This window comes from Streptosporangium sp. H16, assembly GCF_051918855.1.
Classification (GTDB): Bacteria; Actinomycetota; Actinomycetes; order Streptosporangiales; family Streptosporangiaceae; genus Streptosporangium.
In genome coordinates this window covers 14,201-30,315 of sequence record NZ_JBPXMD010000015.1, presented here as the reverse complement: position 1 = coordinate 30,315, position 16,115 = coordinate 14,201, and the positions used below count along the sequence as shown (strand labels likewise).

The following is a 16,115-nucleotide window of genomic DNA, read 5'->3' as shown; positions in this document are numbered from 1 at the left end:
GTCACGGCCTGGAACTCCCGTAGCTACGGCGAGCCGCCACCGTTGATCATCTAAAAGATCTTGCCTCGTGGAGGGCTTTCAACGCTCGTGACCTGCACCTACGCAATGACATATGTCTGGGGTCGTACTCTACGCTAACGATCTGTCGTTCGCCTCAACGTGAAATCCTGCCGCCACTGCTCGGCGGCCTGGACCAGGTTTTGGCTGACGTGCTCGAAGAACTGGCTCATGTCCTGCAGTCGGGCGCCAGCGGGGGTGGTGGAGTCGAGGATTTCGGCTCCGTCACGGGCGAGGTCGGCCATGGTGGCGTTCTGCCATGCGCTGACCAGCCAGGCTCGGTACCAGACGTCGGGGTCGATGACGTACCGGTCGCGCCGCCGGCGGGGGTCGCGCTGCAGAACCCTGCCGTGTCCACGACCATCGTCGGAGCGATGACGATCGAGGAACTGCGGTCAGACCTCAACGCACTGTCGGTGCACCTGGACGATGACGCCATGCAACGACTCGACAGAATCTGGCCGGGCCCGGGACCGGCCCCGCAGTCCTACACCTGGTGACCGCCACCGCGAGCGCAGCAGCGCCAGACGACGGCAAATCCAGAGCCCGCTCCTCCTGGCCCTTGAAGACACCGGCGAAAGCGGCAACGCTGGGCAAGTTCAAGCTGCGCCTGGCCCACCTGCAGGCGCTCGACGAACTCGGCGCGACCGAGCAGCGGCTCGACGGCATCCGCCTGCGATATCACCGCCGCGGCGAACGCCCTGGCTGGTGACGGGCACCCGATCGACACCGACGACCTGGCCACGATCTCCCCGTACATCACCCACACCATCCGCCGGTTCGGCGACTGGGTGCTGGATCTGTCCCCGCCGGACACGGTGCCGGTGACCAGGCTCGACCTGGTGCCTGGGGCGCTGTTCCCCGGCGACATCACCCCGGCCGCGGCGCCAGCCGCCACCACGTCGCGCCGGACGCGGCAGCGCACCACCTCGAAGAAGGGTTCCTGATGGCCACCACCCGCTGAGTCCGCTACGTCGTCCCGGTCATGGTCGAGATCGACTGCGACAACGACGCGATCTACCGAATCGTCAAGCGGATCGGCGTGCGTGCGGGCGGGTTCTCGTTCGGCGGTGTGGGCGCCCCAGGGCGGTGACGGCCAGAAGCAGGTCCTAGAACTCAGCACGCTCCGGGTGTCGAGAATGTGGCGCTGGCTCCGTCCCAGGGACATCAGCGGCCACAACGGGCCGCGCGACGAAGAAGGAGAACCCCCGTGACAATTCAGCGGATGGACAACGTCGGCATCGTCGTCGACGACCTTGAGGCTGCAATCGCGTTCTTTGCAGAACTCGGCATGGAGCTGGAAGTCAAGACGCAGATTGAAGGCCTTTGGGCGGACCGCACCGTCGGACTCGACGGCGTCCGCTGCGACATCGCGATGATGCGGACCCCAGACGGCCACGGCCGACTGGAACTGGCGAAATACCACACCCCCGCGGCGATCGGCGCCAGACCGCATAACCCGCCGCACAACACGCTGGGCATGCATCGCGTCATGTTCGCCGTCGACGACATCGAAGACGTCGTTGCCCGCCTGCGCACTCACGGCGCCGAACTCGTCGGTGAGCTGGCCCAGTACGAAGACAGCTACCGGCTCTGCTATGTCCGCTGCCCCGAGGGGATCATCGTCGCGCTGGCCGAGCAGCTCAGCTAACAACCCGTCGCGGCCGATCTACGACCAACCAGAACGATCCGCCTCATCCGCAGCCGGGCCGAGCTGAACTTCGTCGATGGAATCCCGAACGAATATCTCCAGGCGACCAACACCTACGAGATGACGCCCGAGCAACGGGTCGAGTGGGAGGCGGAAGTGCGTTCCCTCTACCACGACGGCATGGCCTGGATCGTCGTGACCCCGAACCGGGCGAAGCTGATCGACTTCGAGACGACCCTGCCGAGCGCGGTCGAGGAGCCGGTCCGGCAGCGGGAGGAGCGTCAGCGCGCCTGAGCGGCGCACGGTCGCTCGCATCGGGTGGATCACCCACGCCTCAACCCCACCACGGTACGCGGAGTCTGTGAAGTCCGCCAAGAAATGTCGCGGTGGGATGTCGAGAATCCGCGCCCGGCTTCGTCCCCGCAGTGAACACGGCCACAATGGGCCGTACCGCACCAAGGAGAACACGATGGCCAAGTACCTGCTGCTCAAGCACTACCGGGGCGCACCGGCAGCGGCCAACGACGTGCCGATGGACCAGTGGACGCCGGAGGAGGTCTCGGCCCACCTGCAGTACATGCGGGACTTCGCCGACCGGCTCGAGGGCACCGGCGAATTCGTCGATAATCAGGCGCTCTCCCCGGAGGGCACGTTCGTCCGCTACGACGGCGAGGGGCGGCCGCCGGTCACCGACGGCCCGTTCGCGGAGACCAAGGACCTGATCGCCGGCTGGATGGTGATCGACGTCGAGACCTACGAGCGGGCGCTCGAACTGGCCGGCGAGTTGTCCGCGGCTCCGGGCGCGGGTGGGAAGCCGATCCACGAGTGGCTCGAGGTGCGCCCGTTCATGACGGCTCCCCCGACCATCACGGAGTGACGACGGTGAACGAGGCCCCGCTGCGGACCCTCACCCCCACCGTGATCGGCATCCTCGTCCGCCGCGGAGCGGACTTCGCGGCGGCCGAGGACGCCGTGCAGGACGCCCTGATCGAGGCCGTGGGTGCGTGGCCGGACGACTCTCCGCGGGACCCCAAGGGCTGGCTGGTCACCGTGGCCTGGCGCAAGTTCCTCGACACCGCCCGCGCCGACACCTCCCGGCGGCACCGCGAGGTACGCGCCGAGGGCGAGCCCCCGCCCGGCCCGGGCGAGGTGGTGGACGACACGCTCCAGCTGTACTTCCTGTGCGCGCACCCGTCCCTGACACCGGCTTCGGCCGTCGCGCTCACGCTGCGCGCGGTCGGCGGCCTGACCACGCGCCAGATCGCGCGGGCCTACCTCGTGCCGGAGGCGACCATGGCCCAGCGGATCAGCAGGGCCAAGCGGACCGTCTCAGGCGTCCGGTTCAACCAGCCCGGCGACGTCGCCACGGTGCTGCGCGTGCTCTACCTGGTCTTCAACGAGGGCTACTCCGGTGACGTCGACCTCGCCGCCGAGGCGATCCGGCTCACTCGCCGGCTGGCGGCCAAGACCAGCCACGAGGAGGCCGCGGGCCTGCTCGCGCTCATGCTGCTCCACCACGCACGGCGCCCGGCACGGACCGGCCCCGACGGCAGGCTCGTGCCTCTCGCCGAGCAGGACCGCGGCCGGTGGAACACCCGCCTGATCGCCGAGGGCGTCGACGTGCTCCAGACGGCCCTCGCCCGCGACCGCCTGGGCGAGTTCCAGGCCCAGGCCGCCATCGCCGCGCTCCACGCCGACGCCCGGACGGCCGAGGAGACCGACTGGGTGCAGATCGTCGAGTGGTACGACGAACTGGTGCGCCTCACCGGCAACCCGGTGGCCCGCCTCAACCGGGCCGTCGCGGTCGGCGAGGCCGACGGCCCGCGGGCCGGCCTGGCCGCCCTGGTGGAGCTCGACCCCGCCCTGCCCCGCCACACCGCCGTCGCGGCGTACCTCCACGAGCGTGACGGCGACCCGGTCACCGCGGCACGGCTCTACGCCGAAGCCGCCCGATCGGCACCCACCCTCCCCGAACGCGACCACCTCACGCGACAGGCCGCACGGCTCAACGCGCAGCTGCGCAGTTGAGGGCCTCCGCTCGGGTCGGCGCGGCCAGATGAAAAGCAGCTCTGGGTGAGTGCCGTTACTCTTCGCGTTCTCATAAATGACCAGTTGTGACAGTTCTGCGAACACCCCGATCCGAGCCGAACGGGCCGCCCTGTTTTTCGGTGATGAGTCTTTAGTCCGCTGTAAATGATCTTGGCTCCCATCGAGCGCCTTTACAATGTAGATTTATTTATTGGGGCGCCTCGAACCGGGCCAGCCAGGTGGCGAGGAGCGACTCCAGAAGGACCGCCTCCTCGGGAGACAGCTCGTCGAGGAGGCGGCGCTCGTTGCGCATGTGCTCGGCGAACGCCCGGTCGATCAGCTCTCTGCCCGCGGCGGTGAGCGCGACCACCCGCCCCCGGCCGTCGCTCTCGCTCGGACGGCGGGTGACGAGCCCGTCGCGTTCGAGCCGGTCGATGCGCTTGGTCATCGCGCCGGTGGTGACCATGGTGAAGGCGGCGAGCTCTCCGGGGGCGCGCTCGAAGGGCGCCCCTGCGCGCCGCAGGGTGGCCAGGACGTCGAACTCCCCCTCCCCGAGCCCGTACCGCCGGTAGACGAGGCAGAGCTGTTCGGTGAGGTGTCCGGCGAGCCGGTGCAGGCGCCCGATCACCCCCTGCGGGCTCACGTCCACATCCGGTCGCTCGCGGGCCCACTCCCGCTGGATGCGGGCGACGTGATCCAGGGATTCGCTCATGCCCCCAATATAGCTTCTAGGGAAGCTATATTCCTTCCATGGAAGCTACCTTTCGTTGGACATTGGTCACGGCGACGGCACCGGTCGCGTGGGGGACGACCTACTTCGTCACCCAGCAGTTCCTCCCGCCCGGCTACCCGCTGTACGGCGCGGCCGTCAGAGCGCTGCCCGCCGGGCTCCTGCTCCTCCTGCTGAGCAGAAGGCTCCCTCGCGGCTCGTGGTGGTGGAAGTCCCTCGTCCTCGGAACGCTCAACATGAGCGCGTTCTTCGCGCTGGTCTATCTCGCGGCCCAGCTGCTGCCGACGAGCGTCGCCTCGACGATCATGGCGATGTCGCCCGTGGTGATGATGCTCCTGGCCTGGTCGATGCTCGCCGAACGGCCGCGGATCGCGCACCTGGCCGGGGCGGGCGTCGGCATCGCGGGGGTGTGCCTCATGCTGTTCACCGGCGCGGCCGCCGTCGACGCCCTCGGCGTGCTCGCGTCCGTCGCGGCCATGGTGATGTCGTCGTTCGGCTACGTGCTGGCCAAGCGATGGACCACCGGCGCCGGCGCGCTGTCGTCGGCCTCCTGGCAGCTCATCGCCGGAGGACTGGTCCTGCTGCCCTTCGCCGCCGCGCTGGAGGGGCCGCCGCCGGCGCTGGACGCACCCGCGGTCCTCGGGTTCGGCTACGTCACCGTCGTCGCGACGGCCCTCGCCTTCGCCGCCTGGTTCTCGGGACTGCGGCACCTGCCGGCGGCAACGGTGGGCCTCGTCGGGTTGCTGAACCCGGTGACCGGGGTGCTGCTCGGCACGACGGCCGCCGCGGAGGCCCTCACCGCGCGGCAGCTCTGCGGGCTGGCCCTGGTCCTCCTCGGAATCCTCCTCGGCCAGCCCGCCGCGGCCCGCCTCGCAGCCCTCCTGCGGGACCGGAGGCAGCCTTCGGGAACCGCAGGAGAGCGGGGCCGGCGTCAGCCGACGTGGACCAGGGGGCGGCGGGCGGTCTCGGGCTCGGCCTGGCGCAGCACCTCGCGGGTGAGCGGCGGGATGTCACCGCCGCCGAAGACGAGGTAGCGCAGCAACGCGCCGACCGGGTTGCCCTCGGCGGCCCAGTGGAAGTAGACGTGCGGGGTCTTGCCGGTCTGGTCACGCAGGTACAGCAGCAGGGCGGCGATGGCGTTGGCGATGGTGGGGCTCTCCATCCGCAGGATGCGGAACCCGTGGCGCTCCTCGCCGACGACGCGCAGCTCACCGGCGAACTCCGAGGCGTCGGAGACGCTCACCTCCAAAAACAGCAGGCCCTCGCCGGTACGCAGCCGGTGCAGCTCCCAGGCCTCACGGGCCTTGTCGACGTACTCCTTGCAGTCGCGCGCGTGCGGCTCGTTGGCGATCAGCCGGATCTCCCCCGACTCGCTGACGTAGCGGCGGGCCAGGTCGTCCAGGGTGACCTTGGTGACGCGCAGCTCGGTGGAGCGGGTGGCCCGGGAGATCAGCGAGGTGATCACGATGGCCAGCACGAACAGCAGGGCGATCACCAGGCCGTCGGGGCGTTCGACGATGTTGGCGACGGTGGCGTAGGCGAAGATCAGCGTGATGATCCCGAACGAGACCGCCGCGCGGGTGCGGCCGTCGTTCCAGGCGGCCAGGGTGACCGCGACGGCGGCCGACAGGATCAGCGCGAGCACGCCGGTGGCGTAGGCGCCGCCCTGGGACTCCACGTCGGCGCCGAAGAACAGGGTGATGAGGAAGGAGATGGCGGTGAAGACCAGCACCATCGGCCGGGCGGCGCGCGACCAGTCGGGGGCCATGCCGTAGCGGGGAAGGTAGCGCGGCACGATGTTGAGCAGCCCGGCCAGCGCGGAGGCTCCGGCGAACCACAGGATCGCGATGGTGGACAGGTCGTAGACGGTGCCGAACCCGTCTCCCAGATACTCGTGCGCCAGGTAGGCCAGGGCGCGCCCGTTGGCCGCGCCGCCCTCGGCGAACTCACCGGCCGGGATGAGCACGGTGGTGGCGAAGCTCGAGGTGATCAGGAAGACGCTCATGATGACCGCCGCGGTGGTCAGCAGTTTCCTCGCGCCGCCGATCCGCTGGACGAGGTCCCCCTTGACCAGCGGCATCACGGCCACGCCCGTCTCGAAGCCCGACAGGCCCAGGGCGAGCTTGGGCATCACGTACAGCGAGACGGCGACCATCGCGATCGGGCTGGAGTGCTCGGCCGTCAACGCCTCACCCCAGCCGGTGACCAGCGCGGGGTCGGCGAGCACCCGGTGCAGGGCCGTGCCCAGGACGACCACGTTCAACACCAGGTAGAGGGCGACCAGGACGACGGCGATCGAGATGGCCTCGCTGAACCCGACCAGGAACACCCCGCCGAGCGCGGCGATCAGCGCCAGGGTGACCGGGACCTGCCCGCCGGACAGGAACTCCGGCACGAAGGGGTTGTGCAGGATGTGGGCGGTGGCGTCGGCCGCCGACAGGGTGATGGTCACGATGAAGGCGGTGGCCACGAACCCGAGCAGGAACAGCACCAGCAGCTTGCCTCGCCAGCCGGGCAGCAGCCGCTCCAGCATCGACAGCGAGCCCAGCCCGTGGGGACTCTGCCCGGCCACCGCCCGGTAGGTCGGCAGCGCGCCGAACAGGGTCAGCGCCACCAGCAGCAACGTCGCGAGCGGGCTGAGCGCTCCGGCGGCCAGCGCGGCGATGCCCGGCTGGTAGCCCAGGGTGGAGAAGTAGTCCACCCCGGTCAGGCACATCACCTGCCACCAGGAATGCCGGTGCTCCGGCGGTTCCTCGTGGTGCGGGCCGCTGGTCCTGGGGTCGGAGCGTTGCAGCCCATGCAGCAACCACCCCCGCAGCCCCGAGTCCACCCGCGCCGATGCCGACGTACCTGCCACTGTTTCCTCTCCCTGCGCTCACGTCGTTGCCCTGCTCCTGACGGGCGTGGACGGCGCGCTGTCGCGCCGCCGGCCGCCAGGTGCCGATGTCCGGTCCCTGCTGCCCGCGTCCCGCGGCCGCGAGATCAGAGCGGGTGACCGGGGAACGTCCGCCGGCCACCGGCCGGCGAGGGAACGGTGAGGCGTCCCGGACGGCGGAGCGCGGCCGGGAGGGATCGCCGCGGAAGAGGAACCGGGAGGGATCGCCGGAAATGAAGACAAGACACCCCATATTCCCTACCGGTCCGGCCGCCGGACGCCTAGAAAATCATGCGGATCCATACGCGTTCTTGACGCCGGTTCATCCGGATTCGAGAAGATTCGCCCTACCGCACTCGGGCGCCGACCGTCGTGCCGCGCTTCCCGGGTCCGCCCGCCCTAGGCGTCGCGCCGGCTCGCGCCGCCGGGGGGCGAACCGGGCGCCGTGCCGGCGAGGCGGCCCTCCAGGCCGTCGAGGAGGGCCTGGAGACCGAACTCGAAGGTCTTGTCGGGAGCGGCGGCGTAGTCCGTGGCCGTCGGCGTCTCAAGGCGGGCGCGCAGCCGGGGGAAGTCCATGGCGACCTCGGTCGCCTTGGCCATCGCGTCCTGGATCAGCGCCTCGGCGTCCGCGCCGTCCCGGTTCAGCCGCCTGGTCAGGGAGACCGCGGCCGAGGCGCCGAGGACGTTGCCCATGACGAACGTGAAGACGGTCGCCGCGGCGCGGTCCGCCCGCGCGCAGGCGAAACCGGCCGCCTCGTAGACGGCCAGGCTGTGGTCGTCGTGGCGCGCCTTGCCGGGGCCGTAGAACAGGTGGGAGCCGAAGGCCTGGACGAGCCACGGGTGGCGGCTGAACATCGCGTGCAGGCCGGTGGCCATCGTGGTGGCCGCCGCGCGCCAGCCGACCGCCTCCGGGTCGGGCAGCTCGACCTCGTCCCAGACGCGGTCGCCGGCGAGCAGGATGAGGTTGTCCTTGTTCTTGACGTGCCAGTAGACCGCCGTCGCGGCGGTGCCGAGCCTGCCGCCCAGGCTGCGCATGTTCAGGCCGTCCAGACCCTCCTCGTCGAGCAGCTCGATCGCGGTGCGGACGATCTGTTCCTGGGTGAGCGTGTCGCGCGGCATGCGGCCACGATAGGTCATCGAACCCGACTTGCACAAAGTTCAAAAAGCGTCTTGCACTAAGTTCAAGAAGTGGCCCGCGTTCTCCCATGAACTTGGTGCGAGTCGAGGTGGCGCCCCGGCGAAGGAGATCGGCCGTCAACGTTCTCGCCGCCGTCACGCGGTCGCTCGTCACCGCGGCCTTCCTGAGCATCCCGCCGGCGCGGCACCGCCACGGGCCACCGCGATGGCCTGCCGCCGCACCGCCCCGGCCGGGGCCGGCGGATACCCGGCCGATACGTGACCGAGCGCCGACGCATACGCGGCCTCGACGGGATCGATGTCCGATTCGCGAAGGATAATGGCCATGTTTCCTTTCCGAATGACCAGCGCGCTGGCCGCCGTCACCGCATCCGCGATGGCGCTGACCGGATGCGGTGGCGCGAGCGCGCCGGCCGGACCGCCGGAGCCCGCCAAGCCCGGCGCGCGAAGCGCGGGCGACCCGCTCTTCGCCTACCTGGGCAACGGCGGCTACGACGTCGGCTCCTACGACGTGAGCTACGACTACCGCAGCGGCACCACGAAAATGGACGCCTCGGTGAGGATCAGGGCCACCGCGACGCACGCCCTGTCCGGCTTCAGCCTGGACGCGGCGGTAGAGAAGATCACCAAGGTGGCCGTGGAAGGCCACCCCGCCGGCTTCCGCGTCGCGGGAGAGAAACTGCTGATCACACCCGGGCGGGTACTGCCCCGAGGCCGGCCGTTCCGCGTGGACGTCTCCTACCGCGTCGACCGCGCCGCCAACCCCCAGTCCCCCGCCTTCCCCAAGGACGAGAAACCGCACCGCACCGCCTGGGTCGACAAGAAGGACGGCTTCGCGGTCATGGGACAGCCCGACCGGGCTCACCTGTACTTCCCCGGCAACGACCATCCCGGCGACAAGGCGAAGGTCACCTTCCGCATCACCACCCCGAAGGGCCTGCAGGCGGTCGCCAACGGAACGCTCCGCTCACGGACGGAGAAGGCAGGCCGCGTCACCCACGTCTTCACCACCCGCGACCCCATCCCGACCCACGTCGTGCAGGCGGCCGTCGGCCGCTTCACCCTGATCGAGGGCACGGGGCCGCACGGCCTGCCGCTGCGCAGCTACGTCGCCACCGCACAGGCCGCCAGGACCCGCGCCCTCGTCGACGGCATCGCCGACCAGATGACCTGGATGGAAAAGCAGGTCGGCCCCTTCCCCTTCGAGACCTACGGCGTGCTCGGCGTGCCCGGCGGCTACAACGGCGTCGCACTGGAGAGCGCGACCATCTCCACCTACGCCGTGGAAAGCCTGACCGGCACCGACCGCCAGGGCCGGGTGACCACGCAGGACACCCAGGACGACGCGATCACCATGGTCCACGAGCTGGCCCACCAGTACTTCGGCGACGCCGTCGCGGTGCGCGACTGGAACCAGATGTGGATCAGCGAGGGCCACGCCGAGTTCTACCAGCTCCTGTACGCCGCGGAGAAGGGCTGGCGCGACCTCGACGACCCCTCGCGCGGGCTGCGCGCCCGCTACGACTTCGACGGGGACAAGCGCGTCGAGTCGGGCCCCCCGGGAAAGATGATGCACGCGCGGGACGTGCTGGTCGGCACCAACACCGCGGGCCTGTTGATGCTGTTCGGCCTGCGGGAGATGGTCGGCCAGGACACCTTCCAGCGGATCGAGAAGACCTTCTTCGCCGAGTTCCGCGGCCGCTCGGCCGACACCCGGGACTACATCGAGGTCGCCAACCGGGTGAGCGGCGAGGACCTGACCGGCTACGTCAACGGTTGGATTTACAACGCGCAGACTCCGCCGATGCCGGGCCACCCGGACTGGAAGCCCAGGGCGTGACCGGCTTCCCCACAAGCCCCCACACCCGCCGGTGCCGCCGTCAGCCTCGGGGGCGACGGCGGCACCGGCACGATCCGGACCATCTCACCTGGGGATGGAGCGCTCCCACCGCCGATCGATGATTGAGCAGGTCAGAGCGGGTAGTACCCCTTCACAACTTTCACAGCGACCGTTCTGATCCTGGCGGACACGTCGGTAGCCCCCCGCTGAACGCCACAGACGGCACTCACGTAAGGGGACCGGACATGCATACCGATCAGCGGGGCCACTGGCCGATCAGCACCGACCTGATCGGCCTGCGCCGGCATCTGTACCGCCACATGAGCCAGGTCGGGCTGGCCGGGACGCGACGCGACGACCTGCTGCTGGCGGCCAACGAGGCCGTCATCAACGTGCTGGAACACGGCGACGCGGCCGGCAGCGTGAGCGTCTGGCGCGACGAGGCGGACCTCGTCGTCGAGGTCGTCGACGACGCCGGGCGCCTCACCCCCGACCAGGCCGACCGCCACCGGCCCGGCCCGGGCGCGGTCCGCGGGTTCGGGCTGTGGCTGATGGGCCGGCTCTGCGACGAGTTCACCATCTGCCAGAGCGGTGGCCGGTCCCGCGTCCGGTTGCGGATGCACCTGCACGCCACCTCCGGCGCCGGATAGCGACCGGCGCCCGCGGCGGCGCCCACCGTTTCGCGCGCCCGGAAGCCCGTACCTCCGCACGGACCGCCTCCGGACTCAGCCGCTTCGCGGATCAGGCTCCGCGAAGCGGCCGGCCGTGAGCATCAACGGGGTATCGACCCCGTGCCGGGAACTCGCGTCGGCGAGGAAGGCGGCCAGCCATCCCAGAGCGTCCAGCGACCACTCGGCGAGGGTGCCGTGAAAGGTGATCCGGTGATGAGCGGGCCCGAGCCACACCTCGTCGATGACGGCGGGTTCCAGGACCAGATCGTCGTCGTCCGTCACGGAGACCGCGTCGCACCAGAAGACGTCCTGATCGAATTCCCGCACCCACCGGAGTATCCCTGGCGCCGCCGAACGGACGGACGGATCCTGCCCGCCGTCCAACGTCACCCGCACCCGTACCCTCAGGCGCGGATCACCGTCGGCGAACCAGCCCGCGTCCTGGAGCAGCGTCATCACCGCGCCCGCACGCGACGACGCGCCCACCGGCGCGTCGAGGCTCTGCACGGGCAGCAGGAGCTGGACCGCCCGCAGGTGAGCGGTGCCGATACGCGCCACGACGTCGTCCGCGCACGACAGGAACGCCTGCACCGGCAACGGCCGGCCGTCCGGGACCGCTCCGGTCAGCGACACCTGAAACCACGCCACGCGTGCCGGCCGCGATCGCAAGGCCGAAGCCGGCGCCGGGTCGTACCCGGCGTCGTTCATCCCCCAGAGGCCGCCGACCGCGTTCTCCTCGGCCTCGGTGAGCCATCCCATCGCGGACGACCTCGCGACGAACAGGCTGTAGGCGTCCGGGGAGGCGACGAGAGGATCCCGCCACGGGTGCACCACCAGCTCGCCGTACAGAGCCGCGAACATGGTGCCGTCGGGTCTGATACTCACGTCGCCCCTCTCGTGTCATCGCCTGCAGTAGATGTTCTGCCCCGGCGTGAAGAGCTTGCCCGGGTCGTCGGCCAGGCCGACCAGGTCAACGTCGACGACGCTGCGCCACCCCGTCAGGCTGCCGTTGGCGCAGGCCGCGCGCCCGGTCGCGCGGTTGCCGGCCCCGCCGCCGGACCTCACCGTCGCGCTGCCCGCCGTACCGGCGTTTCTCCAGGTGCCGTCAGCGTAGTACTGCTGCAGCTGGACCGTGACGATCGCCAGCGTGGCGTTGCAGTTGCCGTTGATCCACCAGCCGTGCCCGGACGCCTCGAAGGCGGACCCGGAGATGTGGACGTAGTCGCCCATGGTCTGGAAGAAGCACACCGCGGAAGGCGCCCGGCCGTTCTCCGGGGAACCCGAGTTCCTGGAACTCGCCTCGCCGCCCGCGGGGGCGGGTGTGGGAACCGGGGCGGGCGGCGGGGCGGACCTCTCCGGAACCGCGATCGCCGAGGTCTGGGACATCGCGAGAAGCATCACGCCCACGATGCCGGCCGTTGTGGAGATCCTGCGAAAAGGGTTACGCATGAACCGCACCTCCGAGCTGGGTCGAGCGGGATCAGGGGTTTCCGCGCGCCCCCTGACGGGCGCGCCCCTGACGGCGGTTGAGAACGCGCACGACGCTGACCTGGAGCGGCGCGCCGAGCGTAAGTAAAAGTGTCATCGCCATTCCGCCGTGTCAAGAAAATTAAAATCGTTTAGCGGCGTTTTGTTGGCATACGACATGTGATTTCGCATACATCCTGGTAAGCGGCAAGAGAATCACCTTGGCGGTCATTTCATGGCGATTAATCAAAGGGTGGGAATGGAGAAAGGGATTCCGTGCGGCGAATTGCCGGACTCCGGGGAGTCGTTTTGGTTTTTACGGGATGTTTTCGGACAGCGGCCGCCCGGCTTTACAATGTAGATCAAAAAATTCGCGATCCGTACCCGCCGGGGGCGGCGATCGCCATGGGCCGCCGAGTTTCGTCGCGAGCTCGGCGGGTGTCCCGGCCGCCGGGTGTCAGCCGTCGAGTCCGGGCAGCACCTCGGCGCCCAGCCGGCGGATGTTCTCCAGGGTGCGGGCGTGCTCGCCCGCACCCTCGACCATGAGGATCAGGTGTTCGAGCCCGGTCACCTCGCGGGTGCGCCGGATCGTCTCCACGCAGTGGCCGGCGTCCCCCACCGGATGGACACCGGTCAGGAAGTCGACGTACTCCCCCACGTCCCGCACGGGCCGCCGCCGGCCGTCCACCGGCACGTACCCGGCCAGGCCGGGCTCCAGCCAGCGGGGCATGGCGGCCCTCACCTCCCGCACGGCCGCCCTCGTCGAGTCGGCCACGTGTCCGACGACGGCGGCCACATGCCGTACCGCACCCGCACCCGCTTCCGCTTCCGGTGAGAGGGGCGGCGCGGGTGGGCGTGCCGCGTCGTACCCGGCGAGCATCGCCGCCTTGCCCGCGTCGTCCATGTGCATGCCGAGCAGCATCGGCAGCCCCCGCTCGGCCGCCAGCCGCGCCGTCTCCGGCGAGGTGCACGCCACCACGGGCCGCATCGACGCCGCCGGCACCATCGCGACCTCGCGGAAACGGAAGAACTCCCCCTCGGCCGACACCGTGCGCCGCCCCAGGGCCCGGCACAGCAGGTCGAGCGACTCGGCGAAGCCGCGCTCGAACCTCGCCAGGCCGGTACCGAACACCTCCAGGTCGACCCAGGGTCCGCCCCTGCCGACCCCCAGCGTGAAACGCCCGCCGGACAGGTGGTGCAACATCGCCGCCTGCTCCGCCAGCGCCACCGGGTGCTGCGTGGACAGCACGCTCACCGCCGTCCCCACCCCGATCGTCCGCGTACGCCCGAGCGCCACGGCCGCCAGCGTGGCCGCCGACGGGCAGACCCCGTACGACATGAAGTGGTGCTCGGCGATCCACGCGTCGTCGAATCCCGCCTCCTCCGCGACCTCGATCGCCTCCACGCAGTCACGCAGCACCTGTCCCTGAGGTCTGCCGGGGAACCCCGCCGCGACCAGGAAGATTCCGATCCGCATCCTGCTCACGCTCTCTCACGCAGGGGCAGGGTCCCGGCGCCCGCCCGGCCGGTGGTCCGCCACCCCCGCCGGGTGAAGGACTCCCGCTCCCGCCCGCCTACCGGAGATACCGACATCTCGCAGGCCCTCCCTTTGACCCCGTCGCGGCGCGGAGAAGGCCGCGCGACTCCCTTTTCTGCGACCTTTCCCGGCCGGTTCCGCGGCAGGACGCCGACGAGGAGCACTCGTTCGGGAATCTCGTGTCCGGCCGGTCGCTTCGCGAGGCTAGAGATCACGTGCCGAATCCGTCAAGGTGAGGCCGGCCAGGCCGGGGGGCAAGATGGTGGTCGTCAACGCCTGAACTGCAACGAGCATGACCTGCCGGACACGGCCGGAAGCCGACCGCGATCACCGTCCCCGGCCGGAGCCCTTCTCGCGTGCGGCGAGGTCGAAAGGAATCTCCGGGAAATCCTCGGGGCGTGTCGATCCGGCCGCGCCTCGTTCGTCGTCATGGTGTACGGCAGCCCGCCGAGCGAAAACACGAAGGAGCCAGACCGTGAAGTACATATTGCTGATGTACGGTGCCGCGACGGCCGACGGGGACGACCAGTGCGACTTCGAGGAGTGGGTGGTCTACGACAAGGCGCTGAAGGAGGCCGGGGTCCTGGTCTCCGGGTACGCGCTGAAGGACGTGAGCACCGCCACGACGATCCGGATCGGCACGGCGGGCGAGCGGATCGTCACCACCGACGGGCCGTTCGCCGAGACCCGCGAGATCCTCGGCGGCTACGACGTCATCGACGTGCCGAACCTCGACGTCGCGCTCGACTGGGCCGCCCGCTGCCCCGGCGCGCGCTACGGCGGATCGGTCGTGGTGCGGCCGATCGACGAGTTCGAGGTCTGACGGTGACGGGCGGGGAGGCGGACGAGCGGGCCGGCGATGCCAGGTCGTCCGTGGAGTCGGTGTTCCGCGAGGAACGCGGCCGGCTGCTCGCCTCTCTGGTCCGCCGCTTCGGCGACCTCGACCTGGCCGAGGAGGTCGCCTCCGAGGCCGTCGAGGCGGCGCTGGTGCACTGGCCGGTCGAGGGGGTGCCGCTCAGGCCGGGGGCCTGGCTGCTGACGACGGCGCGGCGCAGGGCCGTCGACCGGCTGCGGCGGGACCGGGCCTACGCCGCCCGGCTCGCCGTCCTGCAGGTGGAGGCGGACCGGGCCGACCCCGCCCCGCCCGCGGACGCGGACGGCGATCTCCCCGACGAGCGGCTGCGGCTGTTCTTCACCTGCGCCCACCCGGCCCTTCCCGCCGACGATCGCACGGCTCTGACCCTGCGCTGCCTCGCCGGGCTGACGACGCCCGAGGTCGCGCGGGCCTTCCTCGTCCCGTCCGCGACGATGGCCCAGCGGATCGTGCGGGCGAAGAGGAAGATCCGCGAGGCCCGCATCCCGTTCCGCGTGCCCGGTGCCGACGAGCTGCCGGAGCGCCTGCCAGGGGTGCTCCAGGTCATCTATTCGATCTTCACTGAGGGCTACGCGGCCAGCTCGGGCCCGGACCTGCAGCGGCTCGACCTCGCCGAGGAGGCCATCCGGCTGGGGAGGATACTGCGCCGGTTGCTGCCCGCCGAGCGGGAGGTCGCCGGGCTGCTCGGGCTGATGCTGCTGGTCCACGCGCGGCGCGAGGCCCGCACCGGCCCGGGCGGCGAGCTGGTGCTGCTCGACGACCAGGACCGCGGCCGGTGGGACCGCGCGATGATCGAGGAGGGCCGTGACCTGGTGCTCGTCGCGCTGACCGGCGGCCCGCCCGGCCCGTACGGGGTGCAGGCCGCGATCGCCGCCCTGCACGACGAGGCCCCGGACGTCGCGACCACCGACTGGCCGCAGGTCGTGGCCCTCTACGACGTGCTGCTCGCGCTCGCGCCGTCCCCGGTGGTCGCGCTGAACCGGGCCGTGGCGGTGGCGATGCGCGACGGGCCGGAGGCGGGCCTGGCACTGCTCGACGAGCTGGCCGGCGAGCCCCGGCTGCGCGACCACCACCCCTACCCGACGGCACGGGCGGACCTGCTGCACCGGCTCGGGCGCCTCCCCGAGGCCGCCGCGGCCTACCGGCAGGCGCTCGACCTGGCCGGCACCGACCCCGAACGGGCGCACCTGCTGCGCAGGCTCAGCGCGGTCGAGACATCCGATCCCGGCGGCACGGCCGGCGCATGAC

Annotated in this window: 19 protein-coding genes; 12 read left to right on the top strand and 7 right to left on the bottom strand. The window is 70.7% G+C overall.

Going from position 1 to position 16,115, the window contains the following annotated elements; all coding sequences use genetic code 11:
• Positions 1-134 precede the first annotated feature (134 nt).
• Positions 135-302: a hypothetical protein gene (locus ACTOQ2_RS24340; RefSeq protein WP_440102456.1), complete on the bottom strand. Its 168-nt coding sequence runs from the start codon at positions 300-302 to the stop codon at positions 135-137.
• A gap of 105 nt (positions 303-407) precedes the next feature.
• Between ACTOQ2_RS24340 and ACTOQ2_RS24335 the strand changes: the two genes are divergently transcribed.
• The 7 genes from ACTOQ2_RS24335 to ACTOQ2_RS24305 all read left to right on the top strand — a co-directional run bounded on the left by ACTOQ2_RS24335 (position 408) and on the right by ACTOQ2_RS24305 (position 3,736).
• Entirely contained in the window at positions 408-557 is a 150-nt protein-coding gene (locus tag ACTOQ2_RS24335; protein WP_440102454.1) for a hypothetical protein, read from the top strand.
• Entirely contained in the window at positions 554-769 is a 216-nt protein-coding gene (locus tag ACTOQ2_RS24330) for a hypothetical protein (protein ID WP_440102452.1), read from the top strand. The genes ACTOQ2_RS24335 and ACTOQ2_RS24330 overlap by 4 nt, the downstream gene beginning before the upstream one ends.
• Positions 770-848: 79 nt before the next feature.
• Entirely contained in the window at positions 849-1,004 is a 156-nt protein-coding gene (locus tag ACTOQ2_RS24325; protein ID WP_440102450.1) for a hypothetical protein, read from the top strand.
• 278 nt (positions 1,005-1,282) lie between these two features.
• Positions 1,283-1,708: a VOC family protein gene (locus ACTOQ2_RS24320; protein WP_440102448.1), complete on the top strand. Its 426-nt coding sequence runs from the start codon at positions 1,283-1,285 to the stop codon at positions 1,706-1,708.
• Between the two features lie 120 nt (positions 1,709-1,828).
• On the top strand, positions 1,829-2,002 hold the full coding sequence (locus ACTOQ2_RS24315; RefSeq protein WP_440102446.1) for a hypothetical protein: 174 nt from the start codon (positions 1,829-1,831) through the stop codon (positions 2,000-2,002).
• Positions 2,003-2,177: 175 nt separating this feature from the next.
• The gene (locus tag ACTOQ2_RS24310; RefSeq protein ID WP_440102444.1) at positions 2,178-2,585 is read left to right on the top strand and encodes a YciI family protein; all 408 of its coding nucleotides are present in this window, start codon (positions 2,178-2,180) and stop codon (positions 2,583-2,585) included.
• A 5-nt stretch (positions 2,586-2,590) separates the two neighbouring features.
• Positions 2,591-3,736 carry an RNA polymerase sigma factor gene (locus ACTOQ2_RS24305; protein ID WP_440102723.1) on the top strand — a complete coding sequence of 382 codons (1,146 nt, stop codon included), beginning with the start codon at positions 2,591-2,593 and terminating at the stop codon, positions 3,734-3,736.
• Between the two features lie 208 nt (positions 3,737-3,944).
• Here ACTOQ2_RS24305 and ACTOQ2_RS24300 read toward each other — a convergent pair whose 3' ends face one another.
• Positions 3,945-4,448 carry a MarR family winged helix-turn-helix transcriptional regulator gene (locus tag ACTOQ2_RS24300; RefSeq protein ID WP_440102442.1) on the bottom strand — a complete coding sequence of 168 codons (504 nt, stop codon included), beginning with the start codon at positions 4,446-4,448 and terminating at the stop codon, positions 3,945-3,947.
• Between the two features lie 38 nt (positions 4,449-4,486).
• On the opposite strand from ACTOQ2_RS24300, the gene ACTOQ2_RS24295 reads away from it, so the two are divergent.
• Positions 4,487-5,500: an EamA family transporter gene (locus ACTOQ2_RS24295; RefSeq protein WP_440102440.1), complete on the top strand. Its 1,014-nt coding sequence runs from the start codon at positions 4,487-4,489 to the stop codon at positions 5,498-5,500.
• Here ACTOQ2_RS24295 and ACTOQ2_RS24290 read toward each other — a convergent pair.
• Together ACTOQ2_RS24290 and ACTOQ2_RS24285 are read right to left on the bottom strand one after the other, a co-directional pair.
• A complete protein-coding gene (locus ACTOQ2_RS24290; RefSeq protein ID WP_440102438.1) occupies positions 5,398-7,323 on the bottom strand; it encodes an amino acid transporter in 1,926 nt (641 codons plus the stop codon). The two genes, ACTOQ2_RS24295 and ACTOQ2_RS24290, sit on opposite strands and share 103 nt — an antisense overlap.
• A gap of 417 nt (positions 7,324-7,740) precedes the next feature.
• The gene (locus tag ACTOQ2_RS24285) at positions 7,741-8,460 is read right to left on the bottom strand and encodes a TetR/AcrR family transcriptional regulator (RefSeq protein WP_440102436.1); all 720 of its coding nucleotides are present in this window, start codon (positions 8,458-8,460) and stop codon (positions 7,741-7,743) included.
• Positions 8,461-8,803: 343 nt separating this feature from the next.
• Between ACTOQ2_RS24285 and ACTOQ2_RS24280 the strand changes: the two genes are divergently transcribed.
• Together ACTOQ2_RS24280 and ACTOQ2_RS24275 are read left to right on the top strand one after the other, a co-directional pair.
• Positions 8,804-10,318, top strand: a complete 1,515-nt coding sequence (locus ACTOQ2_RS24280) for a M1 family metallopeptidase (protein WP_440102434.1) — start codon at positions 8,804-8,806, stop codon at positions 10,316-10,318.
• Between the two features lie 245 nt (positions 10,319-10,563).
• Entirely contained in the window at positions 10,564-10,968 is a 405-nt protein-coding gene (locus ACTOQ2_RS24275; protein WP_440102432.1) for an ATP-binding protein, read from the top strand.
• 75 nt (positions 10,969-11,043) lie between these two features.
• On the opposite strand, the gene ACTOQ2_RS24270 is transcribed toward ACTOQ2_RS24275, so the two are convergent.
• The 3 genes from ACTOQ2_RS24270 to ACTOQ2_RS24260 all read right to left on the bottom strand — a co-directional run bounded on the left by ACTOQ2_RS24270 (position 11,044) and on the right by ACTOQ2_RS24260 (position 13,933).
• Positions 11,044-11,874, bottom strand: coding sequence for a hypothetical protein (locus tag ACTOQ2_RS24270; RefSeq protein WP_440102430.1), 831 nt, complete (start codon positions 11,872-11,874; stop codon positions 11,044-11,046).
• Positions 11,875-11,889: 15 nt separating this feature from the next.
• Positions 11,890-12,438 (bottom strand): hypothetical protein, encoded by a 549-nt coding sequence (locus tag ACTOQ2_RS24265; protein ID WP_440102428.1) that lies wholly within the window; start codon positions 12,436-12,438, stop codon positions 11,890-11,892.
• A 475-nt stretch (positions 12,439-12,913) separates the two neighbouring features.
• Positions 12,914-13,933 carry an LLM class flavin-dependent oxidoreductase gene (locus ACTOQ2_RS24260; RefSeq protein WP_440102426.1) on the bottom strand — a complete coding sequence of 340 codons (1,020 nt, stop codon included), beginning with the start codon at positions 13,931-13,933 and terminating at the stop codon, positions 12,914-12,916.
• 535 nt (positions 13,934-14,468) lie between these two features.
• Between ACTOQ2_RS24260 and ACTOQ2_RS24255 the strand changes: the two genes are divergently transcribed.
• Positions 14,469-14,816 carry a YciI family protein gene (locus ACTOQ2_RS24255; protein WP_440102424.1) on the top strand — a complete coding sequence of 116 codons (348 nt, stop codon included), beginning with the start codon at positions 14,469-14,471 and terminating at the stop codon, positions 14,814-14,816.
• A 2-nt stretch (positions 14,817-14,818) separates the two neighbouring features.
• Positions 14,819-16,114, top strand: a complete 1,296-nt coding sequence (locus ACTOQ2_RS24250; RefSeq protein ID WP_440102422.1) for an RNA polymerase sigma factor — start codon at positions 14,819-14,821, stop codon at positions 16,112-16,114.
• Position 16,115: the final 1 nt, after the last annotated feature.

Bases quoted from the DNA above. Each gene is read 5' to 3' on its own strand.
- ACTOQ2_RS24275 (WP_440102432.1), top strand. From the start codon at position 10,564: ATGCATACCGATCAGCGGGGCCACTGGCCGATCAGCACCGACCTGATC.
- ACTOQ2_RS24285 (WP_440102436.1), bottom strand. From the start codon at position 8,460: ATGCCGCGCGACACGCTCACCCAGGAACAGATCGTCCGCACCGCGATC.
- ACTOQ2_RS24295 (WP_440102440.1), top strand. From the start codon at position 4,487: ATGGAAGCTACCTTTCGTTGGACATTGGTCACGGCGACGGCACCGGTC.
- ACTOQ2_RS24280 (WP_440102434.1), top strand. From the start codon at position 8,804: ATGTTTCCTTTCCGAATGACCAGCGCGCTGGCCGCCGTCACCGCATCC.
- ACTOQ2_RS24300 (WP_440102442.1), bottom strand. From the start codon at position 4,448: ATGAGCGAATCCCTGGATCACGTCGCCCGCATCCAGCGGGAGTGGGCC.
- ACTOQ2_RS24265 (WP_440102428.1), bottom strand. From the start codon at position 12,438: ATGCGTAACCCTTTTCGCAGGATCTCCACAACGGCCGGCATCGTGGGC.
- ACTOQ2_RS24315 (WP_440102446.1), top strand. From the start codon at position 1,829: ATGACGCCCGAGCAACGGGTCGAGTGGGAGGCGGAAGTGCGTTCCCTC.
- ACTOQ2_RS24260 (WP_440102426.1), bottom strand. From the start codon at position 13,933: ATGCGGATCGGAATCTTCCTGGTCGCGGCGGGGTTCCCCGGCAGACCT.
- ACTOQ2_RS24340 (WP_440102456.1), bottom strand. From the start codon at position 302: ATGGCCGACCTCGCCCGTGACGGAGCCGAAATCCTCGACTCCACCACC.
- ACTOQ2_RS24310 (WP_440102444.1), top strand. From the start codon at position 2,178: ATGGCCAAGTACCTGCTGCTCAAGCACTACCGGGGCGCACCGGCAGCG.
- ACTOQ2_RS24320 (WP_440102448.1), top strand. From the start codon at position 1,283: ATGGACAACGTCGGCATCGTCGTCGACGACCTTGAGGCTGCAATCGCG.